Source organism: Pyrinomonadaceae bacterium, assembly GCA_036277115.1.
Classification (GTDB): Bacteria; Acidobacteriota; Blastocatellia; order Pyrinomonadales; family Pyrinomonadaceae; genus UBA11740.
Genome location: DASUNM010000027.1, coordinates 857,135 through 878,603, shown reverse-complemented (window position 1 = coordinate 878,603; position 21,469 = coordinate 857,135). Strand labels below are relative to the sequence as shown.

The following is a 21,469-nucleotide window of genomic DNA, read 5'->3' as shown; positions in this document are numbered from 1 at the left end:
TCTATACTTGGCTCACGACGTAACGCGTTTCTTTTTGAATCTTCCAAGTGTCTGAACACACCACAACCGGCGAAGAGCCGAACCTTGCAGGCCAGATCGAGGAGCACCTGCGTTCAGTCAAGAACCCGCAGGAGCGGCGCACGGTGGCCGAACTGCTTCGCGCAGCGAGTCACCTGCCGCTGGAACATATGCGCGCTGCGATTGAAACCAGCGCTTCGGTAGCAGGAGTTTCTCTGCGCGCCAGCATTGAGTTTCTCCGCGCGACGCCGGACGCGGCGCGTGTTTTGGAGCCGGCGGAACTAAGAGCGTGGGGCGAGTTGGGACGGCGGCTGACCACAAACGACGTCGAGAGCGGCATAAGTTTCTTTTCCGCCGGCACCACCGATTTCGCGCGCGTACCGGCGCCGGTGCGGCCTTTTGTGTTCCAGGTTTGTTCGCGGCAGATGATTCTGTCGGCAGCGATTGCGGCGGAGACATTTCGCGACGCGCCCGCCCTGGCTGACCGAGTATCTGATGCAGACCTGCTTCGCTCGATCTATGAAATCGCGGCCAGCATCTCGCGTCGTTCAGCGAAACACAGCGCGGAGTTTTTGAGCGCGACACCGGCGGTTGTTGAGGGTGTTGGGGGACCCGACACCCGACACCCTGATTTCCGACACCCGACACCCGACACCCAACACCCTGTTCTTTTTGCGGCCGTCGATCTCGCGAAATCCTTTGCCGAACACGCCGGCGGGATCGCGGCTGATGCTTGGGTTTCGCTCCCGGCGGCAACCGCGCGACTCGATCCGGACCACGCGCTCAAATTAATTCGGCGCACGCGCAGTTTTCTCGAACGCGGCGGGGGCGCGGCGCTGCAAGTCTTGATTGCCGGCGGCGACATCCTGCGAACAGTTCCGGAATGCTTCGATGAGTGGATCGAACTTCTCTGGGCGGTGGCGGCGCACGGCAATGCGGGACTGGTGGCGTTCACGCGAACTTGTCCGGGCGTCTTTCAATCGATTGCGACTGAAACTCGGCACGACCGCGGGATCGATCTCGTACGCCGGGTAATCAGCCTTACGCGCGATGTGGCGCGGACGGACGGCGAGAGCGCGTTGGCCTGTTTGCGTTCCAGCGCAAAGGCGCTCCGCACCGTTTCGATCGATCAATTCGAAGCGTGGGCGCGCGCCGGGCTGATTACCAGCGACACGCGCACGCGTCGAAGTTATTACGCGCTTGAGACGCGCACCAGCAACGACGCGCTCCGCGCCAGTGATCACGGCGGCGTGACACTCGAATCGATCCAGCACTTGCTGCGGCTGTACGTCGAAGGGTTAACCGGACGCGCGGTTGAGATTGCTTCGGTTGCCGCCGTGCCGGTTGAAGCACGCATCGGCGATGGCAGCACGATTTACCTGCCCGCGGCAGTCTCTGATTTCGGCGACGATGAACTCGACTTTCGGCTTTACAAAGTGCTGGCGGCGCATGCTGCGGGACAAATTGAATTCGGCACATACGACCAAGCGACGGATGATTTGCGCGCCGCTTATGTTTCGCTCGCGGCTCGTTTCGATCCGGCCAATCAGGACGAGCGCGCCGCGTTCGCGGACGATGGATACGTGCCCGACATAGCTGCCGCCGAACACGGGCAACGCCCCTCTCCGCAGGCGGAGAGGAGTGGGGGAGAGGTTGGCACGCGCGCTAACCCCACCCTATCCCTCCCCGCACGCGGTGAGGGCGCAAGAGCCCGTTACTCCGACGTCCTCCAATTATTTCCAATTCCCGCTCTGGCGCGACGCATTTTCGGCACGCTCGAGAATGGCCGCATCGATCGCCGGCTGCGAAACCAGTATCGAGGGCTCAATCGCGACCTTGATCTGATTCGGGCACACCTAAGAAGCCGCCGGCCGAAGATAATCGATCTACCGGCAACGCTGGTTCCCTTCGAGTTGTTGTTTCAGATCACGATGCTCGGCGGCGCACTGGACGACGCGCGCGATTTCTACGGGCAGATCGTATCCGAGTTAGAGACAGTGGTCGCGGATTACCTCAGCGACTCAAACACGAGCGTGGCCGACACGCTGATGGCGACAAGTCGCGTGTACGACCTCTTCCAATCGATCTCGATGGAAGACGCCGAGAAGCAGATCGAAGTTCCCGATGAACAGGATCAGGAGGACGCGAGCAAACTTGCCGAAGAGATGATGTCGCAGCGCGAGCGCGATCGGCAGCCGCAGCGGCGCGACGCGCGCGAACTTTTCAACGCGTGGAACACCGAGGCGGAAGGCGAATTTGACGAACTGGAAGGCAGCGAAGCGTGGAGTGAAGGCGAGACGCCTGAGCACGGACTGGAAGAAGGCGAGGTCGCGTTCAATTACGACGAATGGGACCGCGAGCTGACTGACCACCGCGTCGGCTGGTGCCGCGTCGTGGAAAAGAAAGTGAAGCGCGGCAGTCGCGCGTTCGTCGATGACACTCGCGAGCGCTACAAAGGCGTCATGTCATCAATCCGTCATCAGTTTCAGCTGCTGAAGCCTGAGAACCTGACGCGCATCATGAACGAGTTGGACGGCGAAGACTACGATCTGAACGCTGTCGTCGATTACTTCATCGATCGGCGCGCCGACGGTCAACAGTCTGAGCGCATCTACACGAAACGGTTGCGCCGGCGTCGCGATGTCGCAGTTTCTTTCCTGCTCGATCAGTCTTCATCGACCGCGCGCACCATTGGCCGCCATCCGCTTCAGCCTTACACCCACCCGGGCCGCCGCATTATCGAGATTGAAAAAGAAGGCCTGGTGCTGATGAGTGAGGCGCTCGAAGCCGTCGGAGATGTGTATTCGATCAACGGCTTCACCTCCGAAGGCCGGCGCAATGTGAAGTTTTATGTGCTGAAAGACTTTGACGAGCATTACTCGGACGAGGTGATGCGCCGCATCGGCGGCATCACTTATCAGAACAACACCCGCCTGGGCGCGGCGATTCGGCACGCCACTGCAAAACTCGAACAGCAGGAAGCGCGCACGCGTCTGCTGATCGTTCTGTCGGACGGCCGGCCTTACGATCACGATTACGGCGACGCGCGTTACGCGCGGGAAGACACGCGCGAAGCGCTCGTGAATGCGAAGGTGCGCGGCATCACGCCGTTCTGCATCACAATCGACCGCGAATCTGAAGCCGAGCTGCGCGATCTCTACGGAGAAGTCGGCTATACGATCATTGACGATGTGCTGTCACTGCCTGAGCGGCTGCCGGGAATTTATCGAAGATTGACGACGTGAAGTACAATCTGCCCTCTGTGTTTCTCCGTGTGATCTCCGTGTCTCTGTGGTGAGGTGCCTTAGCAGAATTCCACCACAGGCCACCGAGATCGCACAGAGTGACACGGAGAGTTCTGCAAGTATCCGCACATAATACCCGTCGAGGTGAAAACTTGAGCGACAAACAATTTTCCGGCAAATCAGCCATCGTCACCGGCGCCACGCGGGGCATCGGCCGTGCGATCGCGCTTGAACTCGCGCGGCGCGGCACGGATATCGCGTTCAATTATGCAAAGAGCGCCGAAGCTGCCGAGACTTTGAAATCTGAAATTGAGGCGCTCGGCGTGCGCGCGCTCGCGACTCAGAGCGACGTCGCGAACACCGATGAAGCCGCTGAGATGGTGAAGCAAACGAAAGACACTTTCGGCCGGATCGATTTTCTCGTGAACAATGCCGGCATCGTGCGTGACACCCTGATTCTGCGCATGAAAGAAGAAGATTGGGACGCGGTGATCGACACGAACTTAAAAGGCGCATGGAATTTTTCCAAAGCCGCCGTGCGCGTAATGCTGCGTCAGGATGGCGGCGGCTCGATCCTCAACATCACTTCAATCAGCGGCGTTGTCGGTATGGCCGGGCAATCAAACTATTCGGCTTCGAAAGCCGGAATGATCGGATTGACGAAAGCGCTGGCTCGCGAAGTTGCCAGCCGCAAAGTTACCGTCAACGCCCTCGCGCTCGGCATGGTGGCGACGGACATGGCCAGCGGTCTCGACGAAAGTTATCAAGCGAAAATTATTGAGCAGATACCGCTCGGACGTTTCGCCGAAGCCGACGAAGTCGCCCGCATCGCCTGCTTCCTTCTTTCAGACGACGCGAAGTACATCACCGGACAGGTGGTGCAGGTTGATGGAGGCCTGGCGATGTGAGGAGGTAGTCCGCAGATTACGCGGATGAAGCAGTACCATCCGCGTAGGTGGATGGGTGAAGGCTCAACGAAATTGACGCGGGACCCACCCGCTCACGCAGGTGGTACTGACCTCGTCTGCGTAATCCGCGGAGTATTCAGTTCTGTCCCAAAAACTCATCCGGCTCAACAATTTTTCCCGCAATCGCCGAAGCCGCCACTACATAAGGCGAAGCGAGGTAGAGTTTTCCGGGACCGCTGCGGCCGGGGAAGTTTCGGTTCTGCGCGCTGACGGTGACTGTTTCCGCCGAAGGTGAAGCGCCGGGTCCGGCGTTGATGCAAGCCCCACAAGAGGGATCGATCATCTCAGCACCGGCCTTTTCAAAGATTTCTATATATCCCTTGCTTCGCGCGTACTGCTTGATCTTCTGCGATCCGAATTGCAGGTAGAGGTGAACACCCGGCGCGACTTGTTTGCCCTGCTCAAGCGCGTGCTGCAAAACGGTCGCGTACATGTCCATGTCAGCCATCTTGCCGCCGGTGCAGCTCCCACCGTACGCGGCGTCGATGCGCACTTCTTCCGACAGTTCGTCAATCGGAATTCCGTTGCGCGGATCGCCGGGCAAAGCCACCATCGGCCTGATCTCGTCTAAATCGATCTCAAACACGGCCGCATATTCAGCATCAGCGTCGCTATAAACAAAGCCTTCGCGCACGGTTTCAGCATCCAGGCCGCGCGTGGTGACGATGTAAGCGAGCGTCGCTTCGTCGGGTTCAATGATGCCGGTAAAGCCGCCGGCTTCGACTGACATATTCGTCAGCGTCGCGCGTTCATCCATCGGCCAGTTCATCAAATCATCGCCGGCGAATTCCAGCACCTTGCCGATGCCCTGACTGGTCTTCATGTAGTCGGTCGCGAGAATGTAAAGCATCACGTCTTTCGCGGTGACGTCAGCGCGCTTCTTCCCCGTCAAAACGTACTTGACGGTTTCGGGGACGCGGATGCGAATGTCTTTCGTGTACCAGGCGTTCGCCATGTCCGTTGAGCCGACGCCGAACGCGAAGCAGCCAAGCACGCCCGCCATGCACGTGTGCGAGTCAGTGCCAATCACGATCTGTCCCGGCAAAGCGAGATCCTCAACCACCGCGTTGTGACAGATTGCTTCCGATCCGCCGTCGGGGTTCTCGCCGTAAAGTTTAATTCCCTGCTTCTCAGCGAAACTCTCTTGCGTCGTCGCCAGGCCGTCGGCCTTTTCGAGCAAGCCCATCTCGCGATGCTTCGGCGACATGACTTTGTTGAGGAACGTCAGGTGATCGCGAAACGCGAAGACTGATTCAGGTTCGGTCACACGCGCATCCGGTCCCAGCGCCTGGGTCAAAAGCGACGCGGCCATCGGCGTCACGTATTCATGCGAGAAGCGCACGTCGGCCACCGCGAACAAAGCATCGCCGGGTTTGACTGACTCAACCCCAACGGTTCCGGCTTTAACGAACGCGTGACGTGCGATGATCTTTTCGACGATGTTCATCGGCCGTCGCTTTAACCCACCCGCTGACGCAGGTGGTACTGACTCCATGGCATCGGACGCGCCTGTTACCGCACCCTGCACGACGTTCTGGAACAGTTCTCGTTCATGTTCAGCGATCTGACCGACGTCAACCAGTTGCTGCATGAGCTGCTGACTCTCAACGGGCGGCGGTGAAACTTCGCCCGCCAAACGCGCCTTGTTGTAATTAAAGAGCCCGCCATACTCGACGATGTTTTTTGAAATTGGATCGAGTCCTTTGGTGAATTCCGCCAGCTGGATCTTTTCGCCGCGACGAACGCGATCAATCAGTCCGAAGTCAGTCGAAGTCAGCAAACCGATATTTTGCGAGTTCTGGCCGTAGATCTTCTCAATGCTCTGGGCGATGACGAGCTGAATGCCGGCCCATTTCTCAGCGTACGGCGCGGTTTCGCGTGAAGAGCCGCAGCCTTTCGACAGACCCGAAACGACCACAGCGAATCCGCCGTTCTTCACTTCATCCTTCCGGACTGCGGCGTCGCGCATCCCGACGTATACGTATTCGCCCAGAGTCTCGTCGTAATGAAAACAAACCCAACCCGGCGTGATCTCGTCGGTCGAAATATTGTTCATCAGCGGCAGATTGTCGTTTGCGAGTCGCGCCGCTAACTCGTCTTCAATGCTCCGGGCTTCATCACCGGTGGCTTCAAGTTGCTTTCGAATCAGCGCCGTATCTTCCGTCAAAAACAGAATGCGGCCGTTGAACGTGATTTGGTCAGAGCGTTTTTCGGATCGATTAGCTGACATTCTTACTCCGCGAGAAATTTACGAAAGAATTGCAAACCGGAATTATAAACCGCGGCAGCGGATTTGTCGGAATGGCCGGTGTTTATGGCGCGGGAGTCGTCAACATGTACACCGCAAACGAGGCGAGCCAATGTTCGCCTTCATAGCTGCCGCTGGCGACGTGCGGCAGGGCGGCTTGCGCGTGGGCGGACGCCGAACGGGCGAGGACGGCGCGCGACGGATCGGTACGCGGCAAAGCAGTTGCGATGCTGCGCATGCACCAGGCGCGACTGAGATTCAAGCCGTCGAGATGCACAAGCTTCGGATCAGTGCGGTCGGTGACAATCGCCGGTACGAGCAAGGCTCTCGGTTGATTCCGTGCGACGCCGGGAAGAAAGCGATGAAACCACACGGCGAATTCTCTGCCCTTCATTACGCGTCGCATTAAGTCAGCTTCCATCAGCGCCGCGGAAAAGAAGTCTTCACCGCCCGGCTCCCAGGCGCCGGGATAATTTACGTCGCGTCCAAAGTATGTGCGGCTGCGCTCAACGATCAGCGTTTCCAACTTTTGATTTCCCACCGCGCGCGCATAGTCGAGCGCGAACGCCAGACCGAACGCCGTGTTCGGATGCACGCCGGTGCGAATTGGATAATTTTGTTTCGGCAGAAACGCGACGTATCTATCGGCAAAGGCATCGGCCAACGGCTGAAGATTGCGTGACCACTTGCGCCCGTCTTCATCGTTCCAGCCGTGCAACTCCTCCGCCAGCTTTAGCAGCCAGGCCCACCCGTAAGTGCGTTCGAACGACGCGCGGCTCTTTTGATTTAGATAAGCAACTTCGCCGGCGATGTTCTTCGCACTCAGATTGTCGTCCAGAGCCTCGCGAATCTGGGGCCCTTCCGGAAGGGCCGGAAACGTCTTCAGCAAATGTACGAGCATCCAGTGGCCGTGCACCGTTGAATGCCAGTCAAAGCAACCATAGAACGCCGGGTGCAGTTGCTTTGGACTACGAACCTCTGACGCGTCGTTCATGGTGTGATCGAGCTTTTGCGGAAATTCTTTCCGGACACATTTCAAAGCGAGGCGGGCGAAATGCGAAGCCTGTGTCTGGTTTAGGGAAAGGTCAGCCGGCCCCGTTGGTTGTGCGGAGACATTTGCGGCAAGCAGCAGGCCGAGGAAAGCAATCCACTGAATGGCTCGAAACGTGATGGTCATCAGAGATTAACGGTCAGTGCATGATCGCCAACACATCGACCAAACGACCGACTACACCAAGCAAACTTTTCCCGGCCTGATCGTAGCGGCCGGCGGCCGCCTGCTCTTCACCTGCCGCGGCACCTGCTGCCGCACCTGCGAGTTTCACATAATAACCCTGCAGTCCTGGAGTGGTGCGAAAGTAAATCTCGAGTTGATCCAAACCCACACGGAAGTCTTCGAAGCTTGTTTTGAGTTGCGCTTTGTTGCGGTCGGTGGTTGGCGATGCTTGGCCGGACGTTGTCATGACTTCCAGATCTTTGGAGATCCTTCCATATAAATAAAGGAAGGCGGTTAAGTTCTTTATCTGAATCGCAATTCTGCTAGCGCCTTCAGTCTTCGCTTGTGCGGCAGTATCTAAAGTCGTTGATGCGGTGGCCGGAGCCCGACGACGTTGCGGTGTGGACCTGCGTGTGCGCGTTTGCGCGACCGCGGCGGTCGCCAGCAAGACAATGCAGAGAACGATTCCTAACTTTCTCATTTTTTGACTCCTTCAAACTGTTTGGAAGAATCCAAGAGTCCATCAAGCCTGCGGCAATCGGTTAATTCGAGTCAAGTCGCGGTGGCGCCAGCGGCGAACAGATCGACTTGAAGTGAAATCAGTCTCATGAAGCGTTGCGCCGTCCCCCGCAAATCCACGCTACGCCGCTTCGCGGTGGCTCTCCAAGTTTACAGAAGCCGATGCACGCAACTAAAGTTAGTATTCCAAACTCGGATGAAACAAAGAAATCTGAAAGTTGAACGCCTCGGTCGCGTCGAATACGGCGCGGCGCTGGATATTCAGAAGCAAACCGAAGCGTTAGTGTTGGCCGGCGAACAGCCTGACACGCTGCTTTTACTCGAGCATCCGCATGTGCTGACGATGGGACGACGTTCGGCGCCGGGTGCCATCATCGCTGCCGATGAAGTGCTGCAAGCGCGCGGCGTGACCGTCTTTGAAACAAACCGCGGCGGTAAAGCGACTTATCACGGGTTGGGCCAGGTGGTGGGATATCCGATTATCAACCTGAGTCCGGATCGCAAAGACGTGCATCGCTTTGTGCGCGATTTGGAAGAGGTGCTGATTCGCGCGATGGGCGACTTCGGCATCGAAACGTTTCGGATTGCGGGTTTGACGGGAGTGCATACCCCGCGCGGGAAAGTCGCGGCCATCGGCGTGCACATCGCCCGTTGGGTGACGACGCACGGCTTCGCCCTGAATGTGAACACTGATTTGAGTTACTTCGATCTGATCGTCGCCTGCGAAGGCGAACCGGTGACCTCAATGAAAGAGTTGCTGGGACGGGAATTTGATTTGAGCGAAGTCGAAGATCGAATCGTCGAGCGGTTTGCTGATGTCTTTGAGATGAATGACGTCAGTATTCCGACAAATCGGGATAGCGATCGGGTCTTGGCTTTATCCACATGACTGTACTCCGGTCGCTACCGCTCCCGGTACTGACCTCATATCGCCCATGTTGACACTCGACACCATCAACCAAGCCGCCGAACGAATCGCCGGCCGTGTGCATCGCACGCCGGTCGCAACTTCGCGCGCTTTTAACGAAGTCGCCGGTTGCGAAGTTTTCTTCAAATGCGAAAACCTGCAACGCGCGGGCGCATTCAAAGCGCGCGGCGCCGCCAATAGAATTCTTTCGCTCACTGATGAAGAGAAAAAGCGGGGCGTGCTCGCCGTGTCTTCCGGAAATCACGCGCAGGCGGTGGCGCTCGCGGCGCGCGAAGCCGGAGTGCGGGCGGTCGTCTGCATTCCCGATGACGCGCCAAAGATGAAGGTTGCCGGCATGCGAACATACGGCGCCGACATTCGCGTCTTCGATCGGCACAAAGACGACCGCGACGCCTTTGGCCGCGAGATCGCTGAACGCGAAGGCTTAGTCCAGGTTCCGGCGTACGACGACTATTTGATCATGGCTGGCCAGGGAACTTGCGGGCTGGAGCTGGTGGAAGAAGTTCCGGATCTGGATTGCATCCTAACGCCTTGCAGTGGCGGTGGATTGTTCGCCGGAGTCAGCACGGCAGCAAAGGGATTAAATCCTTCCATCAGATGCTTTGCGGTTGAGCCCGACACGGCGAACGACACGCAGCAATCAATCGCCAGGGGTGAGCGCGTCAAGATCTCTCCGCCGACGACCATCGCTGATGGGATGCGAGCACAAACACCGGGTGAACTGACTTTCCCAATCACGCGCCAAAATGCCGAGTCAGTTTTGAGCGTCACCGATGAACAAATCTCCGCCACGATGAAATTTATTTTGTTCCGGATGAAGCTAGTGGTTGAGCCCTCCGGTGCGGCCGCAGCCGCAGCCGTGTTGGTCAAGAGACTTCCGCACGGCTGTGACCGGGTGGGCGTCGTCCTATCCGGCGGCAACGTCGATCCCGACATCTTGAGAGGGGTTTGTCTTGCCTCATGAACCCGCTTGACCGTGGGGACTTGAAGTTGTATAGGATAGCCAGAAATCGAACTTAAATTGATTCTCCCGATGACCAACGACAAAGAGAATGGCATTTTTGATCAGCTTAGCGATTTGCTAAAGTCGAAGGGCATTGATTTTCGCGTTTTAACTCACGCTCCGGCTTATACAAGTGCACAATCGGCCGCTGCACGCGGTGTGAGTCTCCATGCAGGTGCCAAAGCGCTCGTCGTTAAAGCTAACGACAACTTTCTAATGATCGTTGTTCCGGCTGATTTCTCATTAGATAACAAGGCCACAAAACGCGAGCTACACGCAAAAAGCTTCCGCTTCGCTAACGAACCTGAGGTGTTCTCCTTAACGTCGCTCAAACCTGGCGCGATCCCGCCCTTTGGCAGTCTGTTCAATTTACAAACTTTCTGTGATCGCAGGCTAGAGGACAATGAAACCATATACTTCAATGCTGGTTCGCATTCCCGCTCAATCGCTATGGGATTCGCTGATTATTTGACGGTGGAGCACCCAAGCTTGGGTTTTTTCGGAAAGGCTCAACCGATACAGGAGGGATAGACATGAGTAGTACTGCTGTCGCGGCTACCGCAAGATTTGAATATACGCTGAACGAGTTAGAGCGCAGTGTCCTCGCCGATGCCTGCTCTGCATTCACCCGCGCTAAGACACAGGACGCGCTCGTAACAGCTACTCAAGGCGCCGCTCCTAACCTAGCAAAAGATCTGCCGAGCCTTGTCCAGAGACTGCAGGGTTGTGTCGACGAGAGCTCATCGCCAGGTCTGGTTTTGCTACAGAATGTCCCCGAAGTAGCTGATCCTCGATCACTCGGTTTGCTAATAGGCTGGTTGCTTGGCGACGTCACGAAATATGCTGGCGAGGGTGATTACGTGATTGAGATCAGGGACCAAGGGACAAAGGCGGGCGAACGGCCGTCCTTCAAGAACGCACGCGACTTCTTCCTGCATACAGATCTCTCTTACGTACCGGAACCGCCAAGATTCTTTTTGCTGCACAGCATTGCGAATGATACGGCCAGCGGTGGTATTTCTGAATTCTGCAGAATCTCAGAGGCGCTTGATGAAATGGACAACTTGGCGATCAAGCAACTTGAGAAATCCGATTATGAGTTTCCTGCCCCGCCTCATTACAAGGACGGCGCGCGTGTTGTTAGGTTTCCGATCTTAACAAGAGAGACGGACGCCACGCCGCTGCGTATACGATTTCGACGCGACAACCTCAGGACTGTTTATCGTGATGGTATCGACGCTGTGATGAGTCTCGTTAGCGCGTTGCGAACGAGCGTGTTTGAAGTAGGGCTACCCCCAAATTCAGTGGCAGTGATCGACAATTGGTTTCTCCTCCACGGTCGCACGGCTTTTGCTCCACAAACTACGCCGCGCCATATTAATAGGATCTACGTAAACCCTCGTAAGGAGCCTCACAATGGGCGAGTTTATTGATCTGTCGCATCCTATTCTTGATCAACCACCATGTACTTTCAGCATCAACAATCCTTTGCCAGAAGTGCGTTTTACTGAAGGCGAATCGCATGGTGTTTTCTTTGTCACGTCGGTAGTTAATAATCTTTACTCGAATACCTGCACACACATCGACTTCCCGGGCCACATTTCAGAGTATGCAAGTCGGTTTTACGAAACGGTGGGGAAATATCCGATCGAGCGATTTATAGGATCGGTAGCGATATTGGACTTTTCATCTAAGTTGTTGCAACTAAGCGAAGACTTCAATGAGCGCGGCGAGTTTATTGTCAATATCGACGACAAGGACAAGGTTTTAGAGTTTCTCCAATCGCTCGACAAACTCTCGATAACAGCCTCCGACCTGACAGGGTCTTTAGACCACATGAACGTCAGAATTGAAGATCTAAGAGGGATACTAATTTACACAGGCCTATCGCGATTCTGGAAGTATGAGATTGTAGAATCGTGGAATTATGCGTATTTTTTTAACCCTTTTCTGGCCGAAGATGCATGTGACCTAATCGTTAACAAAAAGCTTTCGTTTGTAGGCATTGACTGTTTACAGGTGGAGCATCCCATTATAGACTACAGTGGGGATGAGCTTCCGCTGGTTCGACATCCCGAGTGCCGACAATATGTTAAGGAAAAACTGAAGGTATTGAAAGGACCGATGAACCACAGAAAGCTTCTCGGTCACGACGTTTTGATTTACGAGAACATGCGGATACCAAAAGGTCTCGTAGGTCAGAAAATGTGGTTCAGCGGCGTCCCGCTTAACCTGCAAATCCCCGAACTCGACGACAACGCACTCGCGCGTCCGTACGTCGTATCTGCCCGCCAAGAGACAGGCAGTTCATGATAGGAGGAGGCCGTCATGGTGGAAATACCGGTGGAGACCGATGTCCAAACAGACGCAGTACAAAACGGAATAAATGGCAACGGCTCGTCGCAGATTGCTTTTCTTACAACCGGGGGATCGATTGACAAGACGTATTCGCCATTCACGAGTTCGTTCGAAATTGAAGATCCACGCCCACTCATTAGAGGCATCCTGCGTGATGGACTAGTGCGATTCAAATACTTCATCAAACCCATTCTCAAGAAAGATAGTCTTGAGATGACGGATGTTGATCGGAAAGCGATTCGTGACGAGGTCGAGGCGTGTACTCAGAAAAGGATCATTATTACGCACGGCACAGACACGATAGTGGAGACCGGCCAATTCCTTTCCGGCATTCCGAAGAAAACCATCGTCCTCACTGGTGCGTTTAGACCAGCGAGATCTAAAGGCACTGATGCCATCTTGAATCTCGGAATGGCGATAGCTGCCGTCCAAATACTGCCGGCGGGCACATACGTAGCAATTAATGGAAAGATCTCACCTGTGTGTGCTGTTAGAAAAGACCGCGAGAGACAAGTGTTTCGGTTTTCGAATGGAAACGGTCACGCTAAGGCGCACGCCGCAGTTCCTAGTCGTCATAAATAGGGTCTCCCATTGTTGCCGTTTCGAGCGCATAGGGCGCGTCTAGCGGCAGTTGTATTCCCTCCAAAGTGTCGGCCGATTACGGCTATTTACTAGGACGGCAATCCAAACCAGCTGCAAGCTCGCCAAGGGCGAGCGCGTAAAGATCTCTCCACCACCGACAATCGCGGACGGGTTGCGCGTGCAAAAGCCCGGCGAACTCACTTTTCCAATCACGCGTCAAAACGTCGAAGCAGTTCTGACCGTGACGGACGATGAGATCATCGCCACGATGAAATTCATCTTGTTTAGAATGAAGATGGTCGTCGAGCCGTCAGGAGCCGCCGCGGCGGCCGCGATTTTTGCGAAGAAGCTTCCGCAAAATTGCCGGCGCGTGGGCGTCGTACTATCCGGCGGTAACGTTGACAGCGATGTGCTCGCCGGAGTTCTGAGGGATTAGCGAATGATGAGTCATATCTTATTGCTCGATGCAGCGCCCGAGCCGGTCTCTGTCGGCATCGGTATCGCCGGTTTGATCCTGGTTGCCGTCGTTGTGCTGATGCTGACGGCGGCCGTGTTGGTCGGATTCGTTTTCCTTTTTAAGCGATTAAGACGAAATGCCGGCGGAGGTACGCGCGTGGTCGTGGGCGACGTCTGTTTGAATCTGGGTAACGCGGCTTCTCAATCTGGTGCTCAGCCTCAGAGCAGTCCAAACCAGCCGTAAGCATTCAAAACTTCACCGGCCCCAAACGACGCGAGATTCGCGACGACGATGGCGGCGAAGTCTCGCCACATCGAACTCTTTCCTAGTTCCGTCGCCGTGCCGTAAGCCAGCCAAAACAAAATGCATTCCGCGACCGGCGCGAATGTTTCGGCGACGACGAGGTACGCCGCGCGCGATCTACTTTCAAACAATAGCGGCAGAACGAGCACGACGACGGGGTAAGTACACGCCGTCAGCCACAGTCCCGCCAACAGTCTTCGCTTAATCGGATGCCGCTTTGAGAGAGCGACGAGCAGAATCGGCGTCTCGATCAGAATTGTGAGGAGATAACCAAGCGGCAGGAAGCGCCAAAGAGCGGAAGAAGACATCACAGCATTCTTAAAAGGAACGGCGCTTCGGCGAGCACGTGGGCAATCGCCACCGTGAAGTAAATGTCTCGGGTGGCGTTGTAGTCCATCGAAAACCCCACCCACAGTACGGCGACGATAAACAGGCTGAAGATGAGTAACCCCGCGATCAGTTTCGGAAAACCACGCGAGTGACCTGCGACTGGAATAGTCTTCACTTTCCAAATCGCGCCGGTTGCGCCAATCAACGGCAAGGCCACAATCCAGACACCGTAGTGCAGTATCTCGAGAAACACGTGCGTGGAAACAAGCATGTGACTCGAGACATTCGGCAGAAGCTCTGCACCGGCGTGTTGCGTGATACGCCAGAACAAGCCGTTGTCTTCAGCCAGCGACGGAGTGCGTGAAAGCTGCCAGAGCATGCCGGCCAATAATACCGGCAGCAGCATCAGACAGCGGCGATACGTCTTCAGCCATTCCGGCTTTGTGCGGCGCAGGTGCCGATCAAGAAACCAGAGCGCGACGAGTGGATGTAGATAGACGATCCCAAGACTGAACAAATCAGGTACCAGCCAGTTGACCGCGCACAGGCCAAAAGCGACCGGGAATGCCCATGACCAATCTCGTCGCGACGTTTGTTTCCCACGCATCGCGACCAGCACTGCTATCCATAACAAGAGCGCCGTATTCCACGCGGCAATCGCAGTGGGCCAGTTCTGACCCGACCAGAGGTTTGCGTAATAAAGCGCCGGGAGCGAGACGTAGGCTAGAGTGAGCGCGAAAATTCCGCTGAATGCGACGATGAAGAAGTTTCGTGAGCGGCCAAACCGCACCGGCAAACGCGTGAGGAAGTAACGCAGCTCAAACCAGTTGTGCGGACCCGCAAAAAGGAACACGGTCGCAATTGACGCCGTCAACGGCACCCAACTGGCAAACGCCGCCGATAAAAGCGCGCTGCCAATTAGAATCGCCGCGAACGTTTTTGCAGACACGCGCGCTCGCTCGTGCGCTGTTGCGCGCGACCATGTCGCAACCGAAATGTTTTCAGCTCGTTCCATTTTGAGCTTTGTACTTTGTTCTTTGTACTCTGTACTTTGATTTCTCAGTCAGGACGACTCACTTCGAACAGACATCAAAGCTCAAAGTACTAAGTCCGAAGCACAGTCACCGAGCGCGCCTGCTCTGAGCTTATTCCCCAGGTCTATTCGTGTTGCGCAACGGAATGATCAGTCTAATCTGACCATCGCCGGGAACGATCTCGATATCAACACCGGCGGTCGTTGCTTTGCCGTCCTTCAAAGCTTGCGGCAGATTCTGCCAGCGAATGTATCCCGGCGGTCCCGCGTTTGCGCGCACAATGACCGTCGCCACCCCGAAAACGAACGCAATCACCACGACCGCGGCGATGGCTTTCACGTTCCGCCGCTGATTTGAACGCGCGAGCCAAACACCCGCGAACGAAACGGCGAGAAACATGAACAGCCCGGCCATCATCGTCCGCGTCGAGCTGTGCTTGATGTTTTGCATCAGCGAGGCCGAGCCGTCTTTACGCTCCAAAGACTCGTTAATCGCCTTCAAAGTTTCTGCCGAGATTTGCAGTCGCGCATCGTAAGTTTTGCTGTCCGACGTAATGGTCAGCCCGCTGTGCAGGACTATTTGTCCGTGCGGTTCAGTCGGCGTCGTCGGCCTCGGCCGAGCAATATCACCGAAGGCAAACACAAAGGTCGTGAGCAAAGCTCCAATCGCCGCTGTCGAAATGTGAATTCGTTTCATAATGTCCTCCTAAATTCGGCGCAGTATAACCGAGGAGAAGTGGAGCGCAATGCATCCTTGCGTGCGGACCACCGGCACCTTGCCGGTTCTGCTCTCGCGAGTTCAACCCACCCGCTATGCTTCGCACCCTCCCCCAACCTCTCCCAAAGGGAGAGGAGCAGCAGGTGGTACTGACATTAATTCCGCACCGGGAGGATCACTTTAATGTCTCCATCGCCCGGAACGATCTCGATACCAACATCGGCGCTGGTCTCTTTGCCGTCCTTTAAATTCTGCGGTAGGTTGCGCCACCGAACGTATCCCGGCGGGCCTGCATTCGCGCGCACAATCACCGTCGCCAATCCAAAGACAAATGCGATCACCATCACGGCAGCGACAGCTTTCACATTCCTTCGCTGATTCGAACGCGCCAGCCAAACACCGGCGAACGAGACGGCGAGAAACATGAACAGGCCGGCCATCATCGTGCGTGTCGAGCTGTGCTTAATGCTTTGCACCAGCAAAGCTGAATCGTCTCCTCTTTGCACCGCCTCATTGAGCTCTTTCAGCGTCTCTGCCGGGATTTGTATTGTCGCGTCGTAGGCTTTTCTGTCAGACGTGATCGTCAGTGAGCTGTTTACCGTTATCGGTCTCACCGGTTCGGTTGGTTTCGTTGGTTTTGGCCGGGGAACATCGCCAAACGCAAAAACGAAAGTCGCAAGCAGAGCCACGAGTGCTGTTATCGAAATCAAGATTCGTTTCATGGATCCTCCCAAATTTCGCATCTTTGGTCTGCGCCTCGGGTCTTTGGTCTTAGGACTTAGGACTTAGGACTTTGGTTTAGATCGGACCTGCGTGGCGTGGTTCAATCAGGCCGTGACGACGACCCAAGACCCAAACCTAAGACCTAAGGCCTGGGACCTAAGACCCAAAGCCCTTGGATGCTGATTCCGAGACGCGGATGCTAGAATGTTTTTGCTAAAACCATAGGAACAAAACTTGGCCCGCGAACTTCGAGTCCTAAACACCAAACCTCGTCAGCCTAAACCTGATTGGCTGCGGATCCGTCTGGGTGATCCGACGAATCAGAACCATGTGCTGAAGCTGATCGAAGGGTTGAACCTGCATACGGTCTGTCAGGAGGCGAAGTGTCCAAACATCTTTGAATGCTGGACTAACAGGACCGCCACATTCATGTTAGGAGGCGATGTCTGCACGCGGCATTGCGGTTTCTGCGCGGTCGGCAAAGGCGCGCCCAACGCTTTAGACACCGAAGAGCCACGTCACGTAGCCGAAGCCGTGCGCCACTTGAATCTTGCGCACACAGTGATCACTTCGGTGAATCGCGACGATTTGCCCGATGGCGGCGCCGCGCACTGGGCTGAGACGATTCGCGAAGTGCGCGCGCTCAATCCTGAGTGCAAAGTCGAAGTCCTGATTCCCGATTTCAACGGCGATGAAGATGCGCTGAACACTGTACTCGACGCCGAACCCGACGTGTTGAATCACAACACTGAGACGATTGCGCGGCTCTACCGTCGTGTTCGCCCGGATGCGGTTTACGAACAGTCGATGACGTTACTGCAACGCGCGGGCGCGCGCCGCGATCGTGAACAGCATTCCATGTTGACGAAGAGCGGCATCATGGTCGGTCTCGGCGAGGAATTCGATGAAGTGGTCGAGCTGATGAAAGACTTGCGCGCCGCGTCATGCGACATCATGACCATCGGCCAATACCTGCAACCGCACGCGCGCCGCTTGCCGGTCGAACGTTACGTCACTCCCGAAGAATTCGATCGCTGGCGCGACATCGGGATGTCGATGGGATTCAAACACGTCCAGTCCAGCCCGCTAACGCGATCCTCTTATCACGCGCGTGAGCAAGCGAATGGTAATGGGAGATAGGCTTTTTTTGTAGCCCAGGCGCTTACGCCTTGGTTCAGAGATGCGAATCACGGTTAAAGCCCCATTAATGGGGCTTCGAAAATGAATCAATCCTCCCAGGCGTTAACGCCTGGCTACAGAAACGAATCATTACCGCTTTTTCCCCACCGCAAACAAACTCTGCGCGGACCGCACGTACATTACGCCTTCGGACAATGCCGGAGTGGCCATGAGAAGTTCGCCCATCGAATTGGTGGCGATGTGAGTGAACTTATCTCCCGCGCCAACGATTACAATTTCACCGTCTTCATTCGTCAGATAAATCTTGCCATCTGCCGCCACGGGTGACGCGCTGTAGCCACTGCCGATTGACGGCAGGCGCTGGCGATAAATCTCTTCACCGGTCTTCAAATTATAGGCGTCGAAGGTGCCGTTATTCGCCAGCACGTATAGCCGCCCCTGATAGATGAGCGGCGTCGGCATGTAAGATCCACGGCCCGTGCGGCTCCAGGCGATCGTCTCGCTGGCGGTCTTGCCTTCGGCCAGCGTGATGTCCCCGCGAGCGTTTGGTCGCACGACGAAAATCGGCCGTTCCGGACCACGTCCGCTGGCGACTACGATCAGGTCATCGCCGACGAGGGGTGTGGGCGCGGTGATCTTTGAGCTGCGCCCAAGCCGCCACAACTCTTTTCCGCTGCGCGGGTCGTAAGCGCGAATGAAGTTTGAAGCGTTCGTTAGCAGCTGGCTTCCCGCTGAAGTGTCGGCAACCGTCGGCGTGCCCCACGAAGGCAGTTCCTCACGGTCAGTTTTCCAGATGGTCTTTCCCGTGGCCACATCAAGTGCGATCAGAAAGGAATCGGTCTGCGTGTCGCACTGGATGATGACCAGATCATTCCAGATAATCGGTGAACTGGCCGGGCCCCATTCGTAGGTGGGGATGTCATAAGCGCCCATGTCCACGCGGCCCAGATCGACTTTCCAAAGAGACTTGCCGTTGACGTCGTAGGCATGAACACCCTGCGATCCGAACCACGCCACCACGATGCGGCCATCGGTGGCGGGCGTCGCATTAGCATAAGTCGCCTTGATGTGTCGTTTTTCGAGGGGCGGGCCCTGGTGGGCCACACGTTCCCAGACGATCTTTCCGCTGCGTTTGTCGATCGCATAGATCATCCATTTGTGAACTGAGCGATCCTTTGACGCGTCACCATCACCGTACAAGCCGGGACGAAACGTCGCTTTTGGATCAGTGCTAATCGCTGTGGTGACAAACACCCTGTCCCCCCAAACGATCGGGCTTGAGTGCGAGAGCCCGGGGATCGGCGTCCGCCACAAAATATTCTCGCCGGTCCTGGCATTCCATTGATCGGGTAGGCTTTGACCTTCAGCGACGCCCAATGCGCGATGTCCTCGAAACGACGGCCAGCTTCCCGCGGCTGAGCGTGGACGGGGGAGTGAGGCCCGGCCCGCATTTGTCACTGTGATTTTGCGTGAAAGGATGACTTTCGCTTCGTCGGCAGGACCCCAGTCACTGCCGTCGAGAATCATTCGACGTACGCGACAGTCGTCTGAGAGGACGGTGAACTTAACGTGCTTTCCCTCCATCCGGAATTGATAACGCCCGGGCCCATCGCAACCGCCGGGTCCACCAGACATCATCAACTCAACCTCCGCGGAGCCGCCGCTCTTCCAATTGCCATTCAAAGCCGGCCAGCCCTGGCCTTGCAGAGTGAAAGTGCCGCCGGGATCGAACCGCGCGGTGAAGGCGCCAAATTTAAGTTGGTAAGAAGGCAGCGAGGTAGCTTGCGACGCTGAGGTTTGAGCCACCACGTCAGTGAATCTAAACAACAAGCTCACCGTAAGCGCGGCCAGGGAAATCTTGACGGCGTCAACAACTCTCATCGGGCCCACTCCATTCGAACCTTTATTAACTTCCCGCGCACGCATTCTAGCACCGCGTCGTATTCGTCCTGTGAGGTTTTTCCGCGGTCGTCACTGAGGATTACGCGCTTCTTATCGTAAAGCTTCTGGCACATTATCGTCGCGGTCGTTACCATGCAATCCGATGTTACTCAGAAGTAAGCGGTGCATAGTCGGCGGGTTAACGCTCGTGATGCTGGCCACTTGCACACCGAGAGATCAAAACAGGAACCGCCTGGATGAGAGTTACTTTCCGCGCGTAGTTCTGTGGGCGTGGGAACGGCCGGAAAATTTGAAGACAGTAGATCCGCACCATTTTTCGGTCGCGTACCTGGCGCAAACACTTGCGCTGAAGAATGATGACGTCCTTTTGAAGCCGCGTCATCAGCCACTCGATGTCTCGCCTGAGATGAAGTTAATTGCCGTCACGCGCATCGAATCGCAGAAAACAACGGGAGAATACGCTTCATTGAGCGACGCGCAACGACACAAAGCCGTCGAACTCATTCTGCGAACGATGCGACTCCGCAATGTCTCAGCGATCCAGATCGATTTCGATGCGACTAGTTCGGAACGCGACTTCTATCGCGCGCTGCTCCACGACGTGCGCGCGAAGTTGCCGGACAACCTGGCGCTATCGATGACGGCGCTCGCTTCGTTTTGTGTTGGGGATCGGTGGCTCAGCGATTTGCCCGTGGACGAAGCCGTGCCAATGATCTTTCGCATGGGAGCCGACGACCGATCGATCAAGAACCTCTTGTCCTCTGGCGAAGACTTTCGCGAACCGCTTTGCCAAAAGAGCTATGGCATCGCGGTGGACGAGCCCCTCGACATTAAGTTCAAACCTAATCGTCGCGTGTATGTCTTCAATCATCGTTCATGGAAAGCCAGCGACCTCACTGCCCTCAACGAAAGACTGGCGAAGTGAACTAATGAGGGGCACCCAGACCGGCGCCTCGCGCATCTCATGGGCAACCCTGGACCTCAACACACGAATTGAGGTTTCGCATGAAAAAACTCTCCTTAGCCACTCTGGCGATTGCAGTCGGGGCAGCGTTTGCCGCCGCCGCGCTCGCCGGTAACGACAACGAGACGCAGGTTCTCGATCAAATTTCCGGATATCGACAGTGGACGAAAGTAAATGCCGATCCGGTGAAGGTCGAAGTCCCAATCACCCCAACAGATTCTGCCATTCCAGTCGGCGCAGCATTGGTTTGAAGCGTTAGCTTCAGCGCCGTGCGCGCTGCTCGCCCCGCATCGACCCTCAACTTTCCGCAGCGTACTGTGATGGACGGGCTGCCGAATGTCATCACCACCGGAAACTCGACCAGAGTTGGGTTTCCGCGCTCTGAACCGCCGCCTGATCGTTCGACGAAAGACGACGGCAGGCATGAAACGAGCTTTGGTTTCGGTTATGTGAACGAGGTCGGACGCCGTGGATTCGAACGTGAGCCGTTTAGTTTTCCGGTCGGCACGGTCATCGTGCGCGAGCGACGCTGGTCGCCATCATCAGATCCCGATCGGCTGGTCGTGATGATCAAACGAGAGAAGAGCTTTAATCGTAAAGCAAACGGTTGGGAATTTCTGACGCTAAGCGGAACCGGAACAAAGATTCTGAACCGCGAGAAGAACGGCAAATGCCTGAAGTGTCACGCGTCGGCAGCGCAGAACGATTTTGTTTTTCCAATGGATAAGCGCTGAAGAATGGTGGCACAGACTTTAGTCTGTGGTTTGTACTCAGCCGCGTTCAATGTCAGTTGAATTCACAGACTGAAGTCTGT

General features: G+C 56.0%; 22 protein-coding genes. 14 read left to right on the top strand and 8 right to left on the bottom strand.

What is annotated here, in order from left to right; all coding sequences use genetic code 11:
* The first annotated feature begins 47 nt into the window (after positions 1-47).
* A complete protein-coding gene (locus VFX97_20145) occupies positions 48-3,263 on the top strand; it encodes a VWA domain-containing protein (GenBank protein HEX5705523.1) in 3,216 nt (1,071 codons plus the stop codon).
* Positions 3,264-3,415: 152 nt separating this feature from the next.
* A complete protein-coding gene (gene fabG, locus VFX97_20140) occupies positions 3,416-4,171 on the top strand; it encodes a 3-oxoacyl-[acyl-carrier-protein] reductase (GenBank protein ID HEX5705522.1) in 756 nt (251 codons plus the stop codon).
* Between the two features lie 136 nt (positions 4,172-4,307).
* Here the strand turns inward: fabG and VFX97_20135 are convergent, their stop codons facing one another.
* The 3 genes from VFX97_20135 to VFX97_20125 all read right to left on the bottom strand — a co-directional run bounded on the left by VFX97_20135 (position 4,308) and on the right by VFX97_20125 (position 8,176).
* Complete coding sequence (locus VFX97_20135; protein HEX5705521.1) at positions 4,308-6,461, bottom strand: aconitase family protein; 2,154 nt, start codon at positions 6,459-6,461, stop codon at positions 4,308-4,310.
* 82 nt (positions 6,462-6,543) lie between these two features.
* Positions 6,544-7,656, bottom strand: a complete 1,113-nt coding sequence (locus tag VFX97_20130; GenBank protein HEX5705520.1) for a DUF2891 domain-containing protein — start codon at positions 7,654-7,656, stop codon at positions 6,544-6,546.
* Between the two features lie 13 nt (positions 7,657-7,669).
* Positions 7,670-8,176 carry a hypothetical protein gene (locus VFX97_20125; GenBank protein HEX5705519.1) on the bottom strand — a complete coding sequence of 169 codons (507 nt, stop codon included), beginning with the start codon at positions 8,174-8,176 and terminating at the stop codon, positions 7,670-7,672.
* A gap of 234 nt (positions 8,177-8,410) precedes the next feature.
* Between VFX97_20125 and lipB the strand changes: the two genes are divergently transcribed.
* The 8 genes from lipB to VFX97_20085 all read left to right on the top strand — a co-directional run bounded on the left by lipB (position 8,411) and on the right by VFX97_20085 (position 13,785).
* On the top strand, positions 8,411-9,103 hold the full coding sequence (lipB, locus tag VFX97_20120) for a lipoyl(octanoyl) transferase LipB (GenBank protein HEX5705518.1): 693 nt from the start codon (positions 8,411-8,413) through the stop codon (positions 9,101-9,103).
* Between the two features lie 46 nt (positions 9,104-9,149).
* Positions 9,150-10,106, top strand: a complete 957-nt coding sequence (locus tag VFX97_20115; GenBank protein ID HEX5705517.1) for a threonine/serine dehydratase — start codon at positions 9,150-9,152, stop codon at positions 10,104-10,106.
* A 69-nt stretch (positions 10,107-10,175) separates the two neighbouring features.
* Positions 10,176-10,676 carry a YbaK/EbsC family protein gene (locus tag VFX97_20110; protein HEX5705516.1) on the top strand — a complete coding sequence of 167 codons (501 nt, stop codon included), beginning with the start codon at positions 10,176-10,178 and terminating at the stop codon, positions 10,674-10,676.
* A 2-nt stretch (positions 10,677-10,678) separates the two neighbouring features.
* Positions 10,679-11,578, top strand: a complete 900-nt coding sequence (locus tag VFX97_20105; GenBank protein HEX5705515.1) for a TauD/TfdA family dioxygenase — start codon at positions 10,679-10,681, stop codon at positions 11,576-11,578.
* A complete protein-coding gene (locus VFX97_20100) occupies positions 11,562-12,458 on the top strand; it encodes a cyclase family protein (protein ID HEX5705514.1) in 897 nt (298 codons plus the stop codon). Before VFX97_20105 ends, VFX97_20100 begins: the two co-directional genes overlap by 17 nt.
* A gap of 15 nt (positions 12,459-12,473) precedes the next feature.
* Positions 12,474-13,085, top strand: a complete 612-nt coding sequence (locus tag VFX97_20095) for an asparaginase domain-containing protein (GenBank protein HEX5705513.1) — start codon at positions 12,474-12,476, stop codon at positions 13,083-13,085.
* Between the two features lie 49 nt (positions 13,086-13,134).
* Complete coding sequence (locus tag VFX97_20090; GenBank protein HEX5705512.1) at positions 13,135-13,521, top strand: pyridoxal-phosphate dependent enzyme; 387 nt, start codon at positions 13,135-13,137, stop codon at positions 13,519-13,521.
* 6 nt (positions 13,522-13,527) lie between these two features.
* On the top strand, positions 13,528-13,785 hold the full coding sequence (locus VFX97_20085) for a hypothetical protein (GenBank protein ID HEX5705511.1): 258 nt from the start codon (positions 13,528-13,530) through the stop codon (positions 13,783-13,785).
* Here the strand turns inward: VFX97_20085 and VFX97_20080 are convergent.
* From VFX97_20080 to VFX97_20065, 4 genes are all read right to left on the bottom strand, one after another.
* Positions 13,761-14,153: a hypothetical protein gene (locus VFX97_20080; GenBank protein HEX5705510.1), complete on the bottom strand. Its 393-nt coding sequence runs from the start codon at positions 14,151-14,153 to the stop codon at positions 13,761-13,763. The genes VFX97_20085 and VFX97_20080 overlap by 25 nt on opposite strands.
* On the bottom strand, positions 14,153-15,190 hold the full coding sequence (locus VFX97_20075) for a hypothetical protein (protein HEX5705509.1): 1,038 nt from the start codon (positions 15,188-15,190) through the stop codon (positions 14,153-14,155). Before VFX97_20075 ends, VFX97_20080 begins: the two co-directional genes overlap by 1 nt.
* 130 nt (positions 15,191-15,320) lie before the next feature.
* The gene (locus VFX97_20070) at positions 15,321-15,905 is read right to left on the bottom strand and encodes a hypothetical protein (GenBank protein ID HEX5705508.1); all 585 of its coding nucleotides are present in this window, start codon (positions 15,903-15,905) and stop codon (positions 15,321-15,323) included.
* Positions 15,906-16,081: 176 nt separating this feature from the next.
* Positions 16,082-16,648: a hypothetical protein gene (locus tag VFX97_20065; protein HEX5705507.1), complete on the bottom strand. Its 567-nt coding sequence runs from the start codon at positions 16,646-16,648 to the stop codon at positions 16,082-16,084.
* Positions 16,649-16,883: 235 nt separating this feature from the next.
* Between VFX97_20065 and lipA the strand changes: the two genes are divergently transcribed.
* A complete protein-coding gene (gene lipA, locus VFX97_20060; GenBank protein HEX5705506.1) occupies positions 16,884-17,789 on the top strand; it encodes a lipoyl synthase in 906 nt (301 codons plus the stop codon).
* A gap of 129 nt (positions 17,790-17,918) precedes the next feature.
* Here lipA and VFX97_20055 read toward each other — a convergent pair whose 3' ends face one another.
* Entirely contained in the window at positions 17,919-19,670 is a 1,752-nt protein-coding gene (locus VFX97_20055; protein ID HEX5705505.1) for a PQQ-binding-like beta-propeller repeat protein, read from the bottom strand.
* 163 nt (positions 19,671-19,833) lie between these two features.
* Between VFX97_20055 and VFX97_20050 the strand changes: the two genes are divergently transcribed.
* The 3 genes from VFX97_20050 (at position 19,834) to VFX97_20040 (ending at position 21,389) form a co-directional block, all read left to right on the top strand.
* On the top strand, positions 19,834-20,616 hold the full coding sequence (locus VFX97_20050; protein ID HEX5705504.1) for a DUF3142 domain-containing protein: 783 nt from the start codon (positions 19,834-19,836) through the stop codon (positions 20,614-20,616).
* Positions 20,617-20,696: 80 nt separating this feature from the next.
* Positions 20,697-20,906: a hypothetical protein gene (locus VFX97_20045; GenBank protein ID HEX5705503.1), complete on the top strand. Its 210-nt coding sequence runs from the start codon at positions 20,697-20,699 to the stop codon at positions 20,904-20,906.
* Positions 20,907-20,924: 18 nt separating this feature from the next.
* Positions 20,925-21,389: a cytochrome P460 family protein gene (locus VFX97_20040; protein HEX5705502.1), complete on the top strand. Its 465-nt coding sequence runs from the start codon at positions 20,925-20,927 to the stop codon at positions 21,387-21,389.
* The last annotated feature ends 80 nt before the right edge of the window (positions 21,390-21,469 follow it).

Excerpts from the sequence above, each read along its gene's own strand:
- VFX97_20135 (HEX5705521.1), bottom strand. The coding sequence starts at position 6,461 with ATGTCAGCTAATCGATCCGAAAAACGCTCTGACCAAATCACGTTCAAC.
- VFX97_20130 (HEX5705520.1), bottom strand. The coding sequence starts at position 7,656 with ATGACCATCACGTTTCGAGCCATTCAGTGGATTGCTTTCCTCGGCCTG.
- VFX97_20125 (HEX5705519.1), bottom strand. The coding sequence starts at position 8,176 with ATGAGAAAGTTAGGAATCGTTCTCTGCATTGTCTTGCTGGCGACCGCC.
- lipB (HEX5705518.1), top strand. The coding sequence starts at position 8,411 with ATGAAACAAAGAAATCTGAAAGTTGAACGCCTCGGTCGCGTCGAATAC.
- VFX97_20115 (HEX5705517.1), top strand. The coding sequence starts at position 9,150 with ATGTTGACACTCGACACCATCAACCAAGCCGCCGAACGAATCGCCGGC.
- VFX97_20110 (HEX5705516.1), top strand. The coding sequence starts at position 10,176 with ATGACCAACGACAAAGAGAATGGCATTTTTGATCAGCTTAGCGATTTG.
- VFX97_20105 (HEX5705515.1), top strand. The coding sequence starts at position 10,679 with ATGAGTAGTACTGCTGTCGCGGCTACCGCAAGATTTGAATATACGCTG.
- VFX97_20100 (HEX5705514.1), top strand. The coding sequence starts at position 11,562 with ATGGGCGAGTTTATTGATCTGTCGCATCCTATTCTTGATCAACCACCA.
- VFX97_20095 (HEX5705513.1), top strand. The coding sequence starts at position 12,474 with ATGGTGGAAATACCGGTGGAGACCGATGTCCAAACAGACGCAGTACAA.
- VFX97_20085 (HEX5705511.1), top strand. The coding sequence starts at position 13,528 with ATGAGTCATATCTTATTGCTCGATGCAGCGCCCGAGCCGGTCTCTGTC.
- VFX97_20080 (HEX5705510.1), bottom strand. The coding sequence starts at position 14,153 with ATGTCTTCTTCCGCTCTTTGGCGCTTCCTGCCGCTTGGTTATCTCCTC.
- VFX97_20075 (HEX5705509.1), bottom strand. The coding sequence starts at position 15,190 with ATGGAACGAGCTGAAAACATTTCGGTTGCGACATGGTCGCGCGCAACA.
- VFX97_20070 (HEX5705508.1), bottom strand. The coding sequence starts at position 15,905 with ATGAAACGAATTCACATTTCGACAGCGGCGATTGGAGCTTTGCTCACG.
- VFX97_20065 (HEX5705507.1), bottom strand. The coding sequence starts at position 16,648 with ATGAAACGAATCTTGATTTCGATAACAGCACTCGTGGCTCTGCTTGCG.
- VFX97_20055 (HEX5705505.1), bottom strand. The coding sequence starts at position 19,670 with ATGAGAGTTGTTGACGCCGTCAAGATTTCCCTGGCCGCGCTTACGGTG.
- VFX97_20050 (HEX5705504.1), top strand. The coding sequence starts at position 19,834 with ATGTTACTCAGAAGTAAGCGGTGCATAGTCGGCGGGTTAACGCTCGTG.
- VFX97_20045 (HEX5705503.1), top strand. The coding sequence starts at position 20,697 with ATGAAAAAACTCTCCTTAGCCACTCTGGCGATTGCAGTCGGGGCAGCG.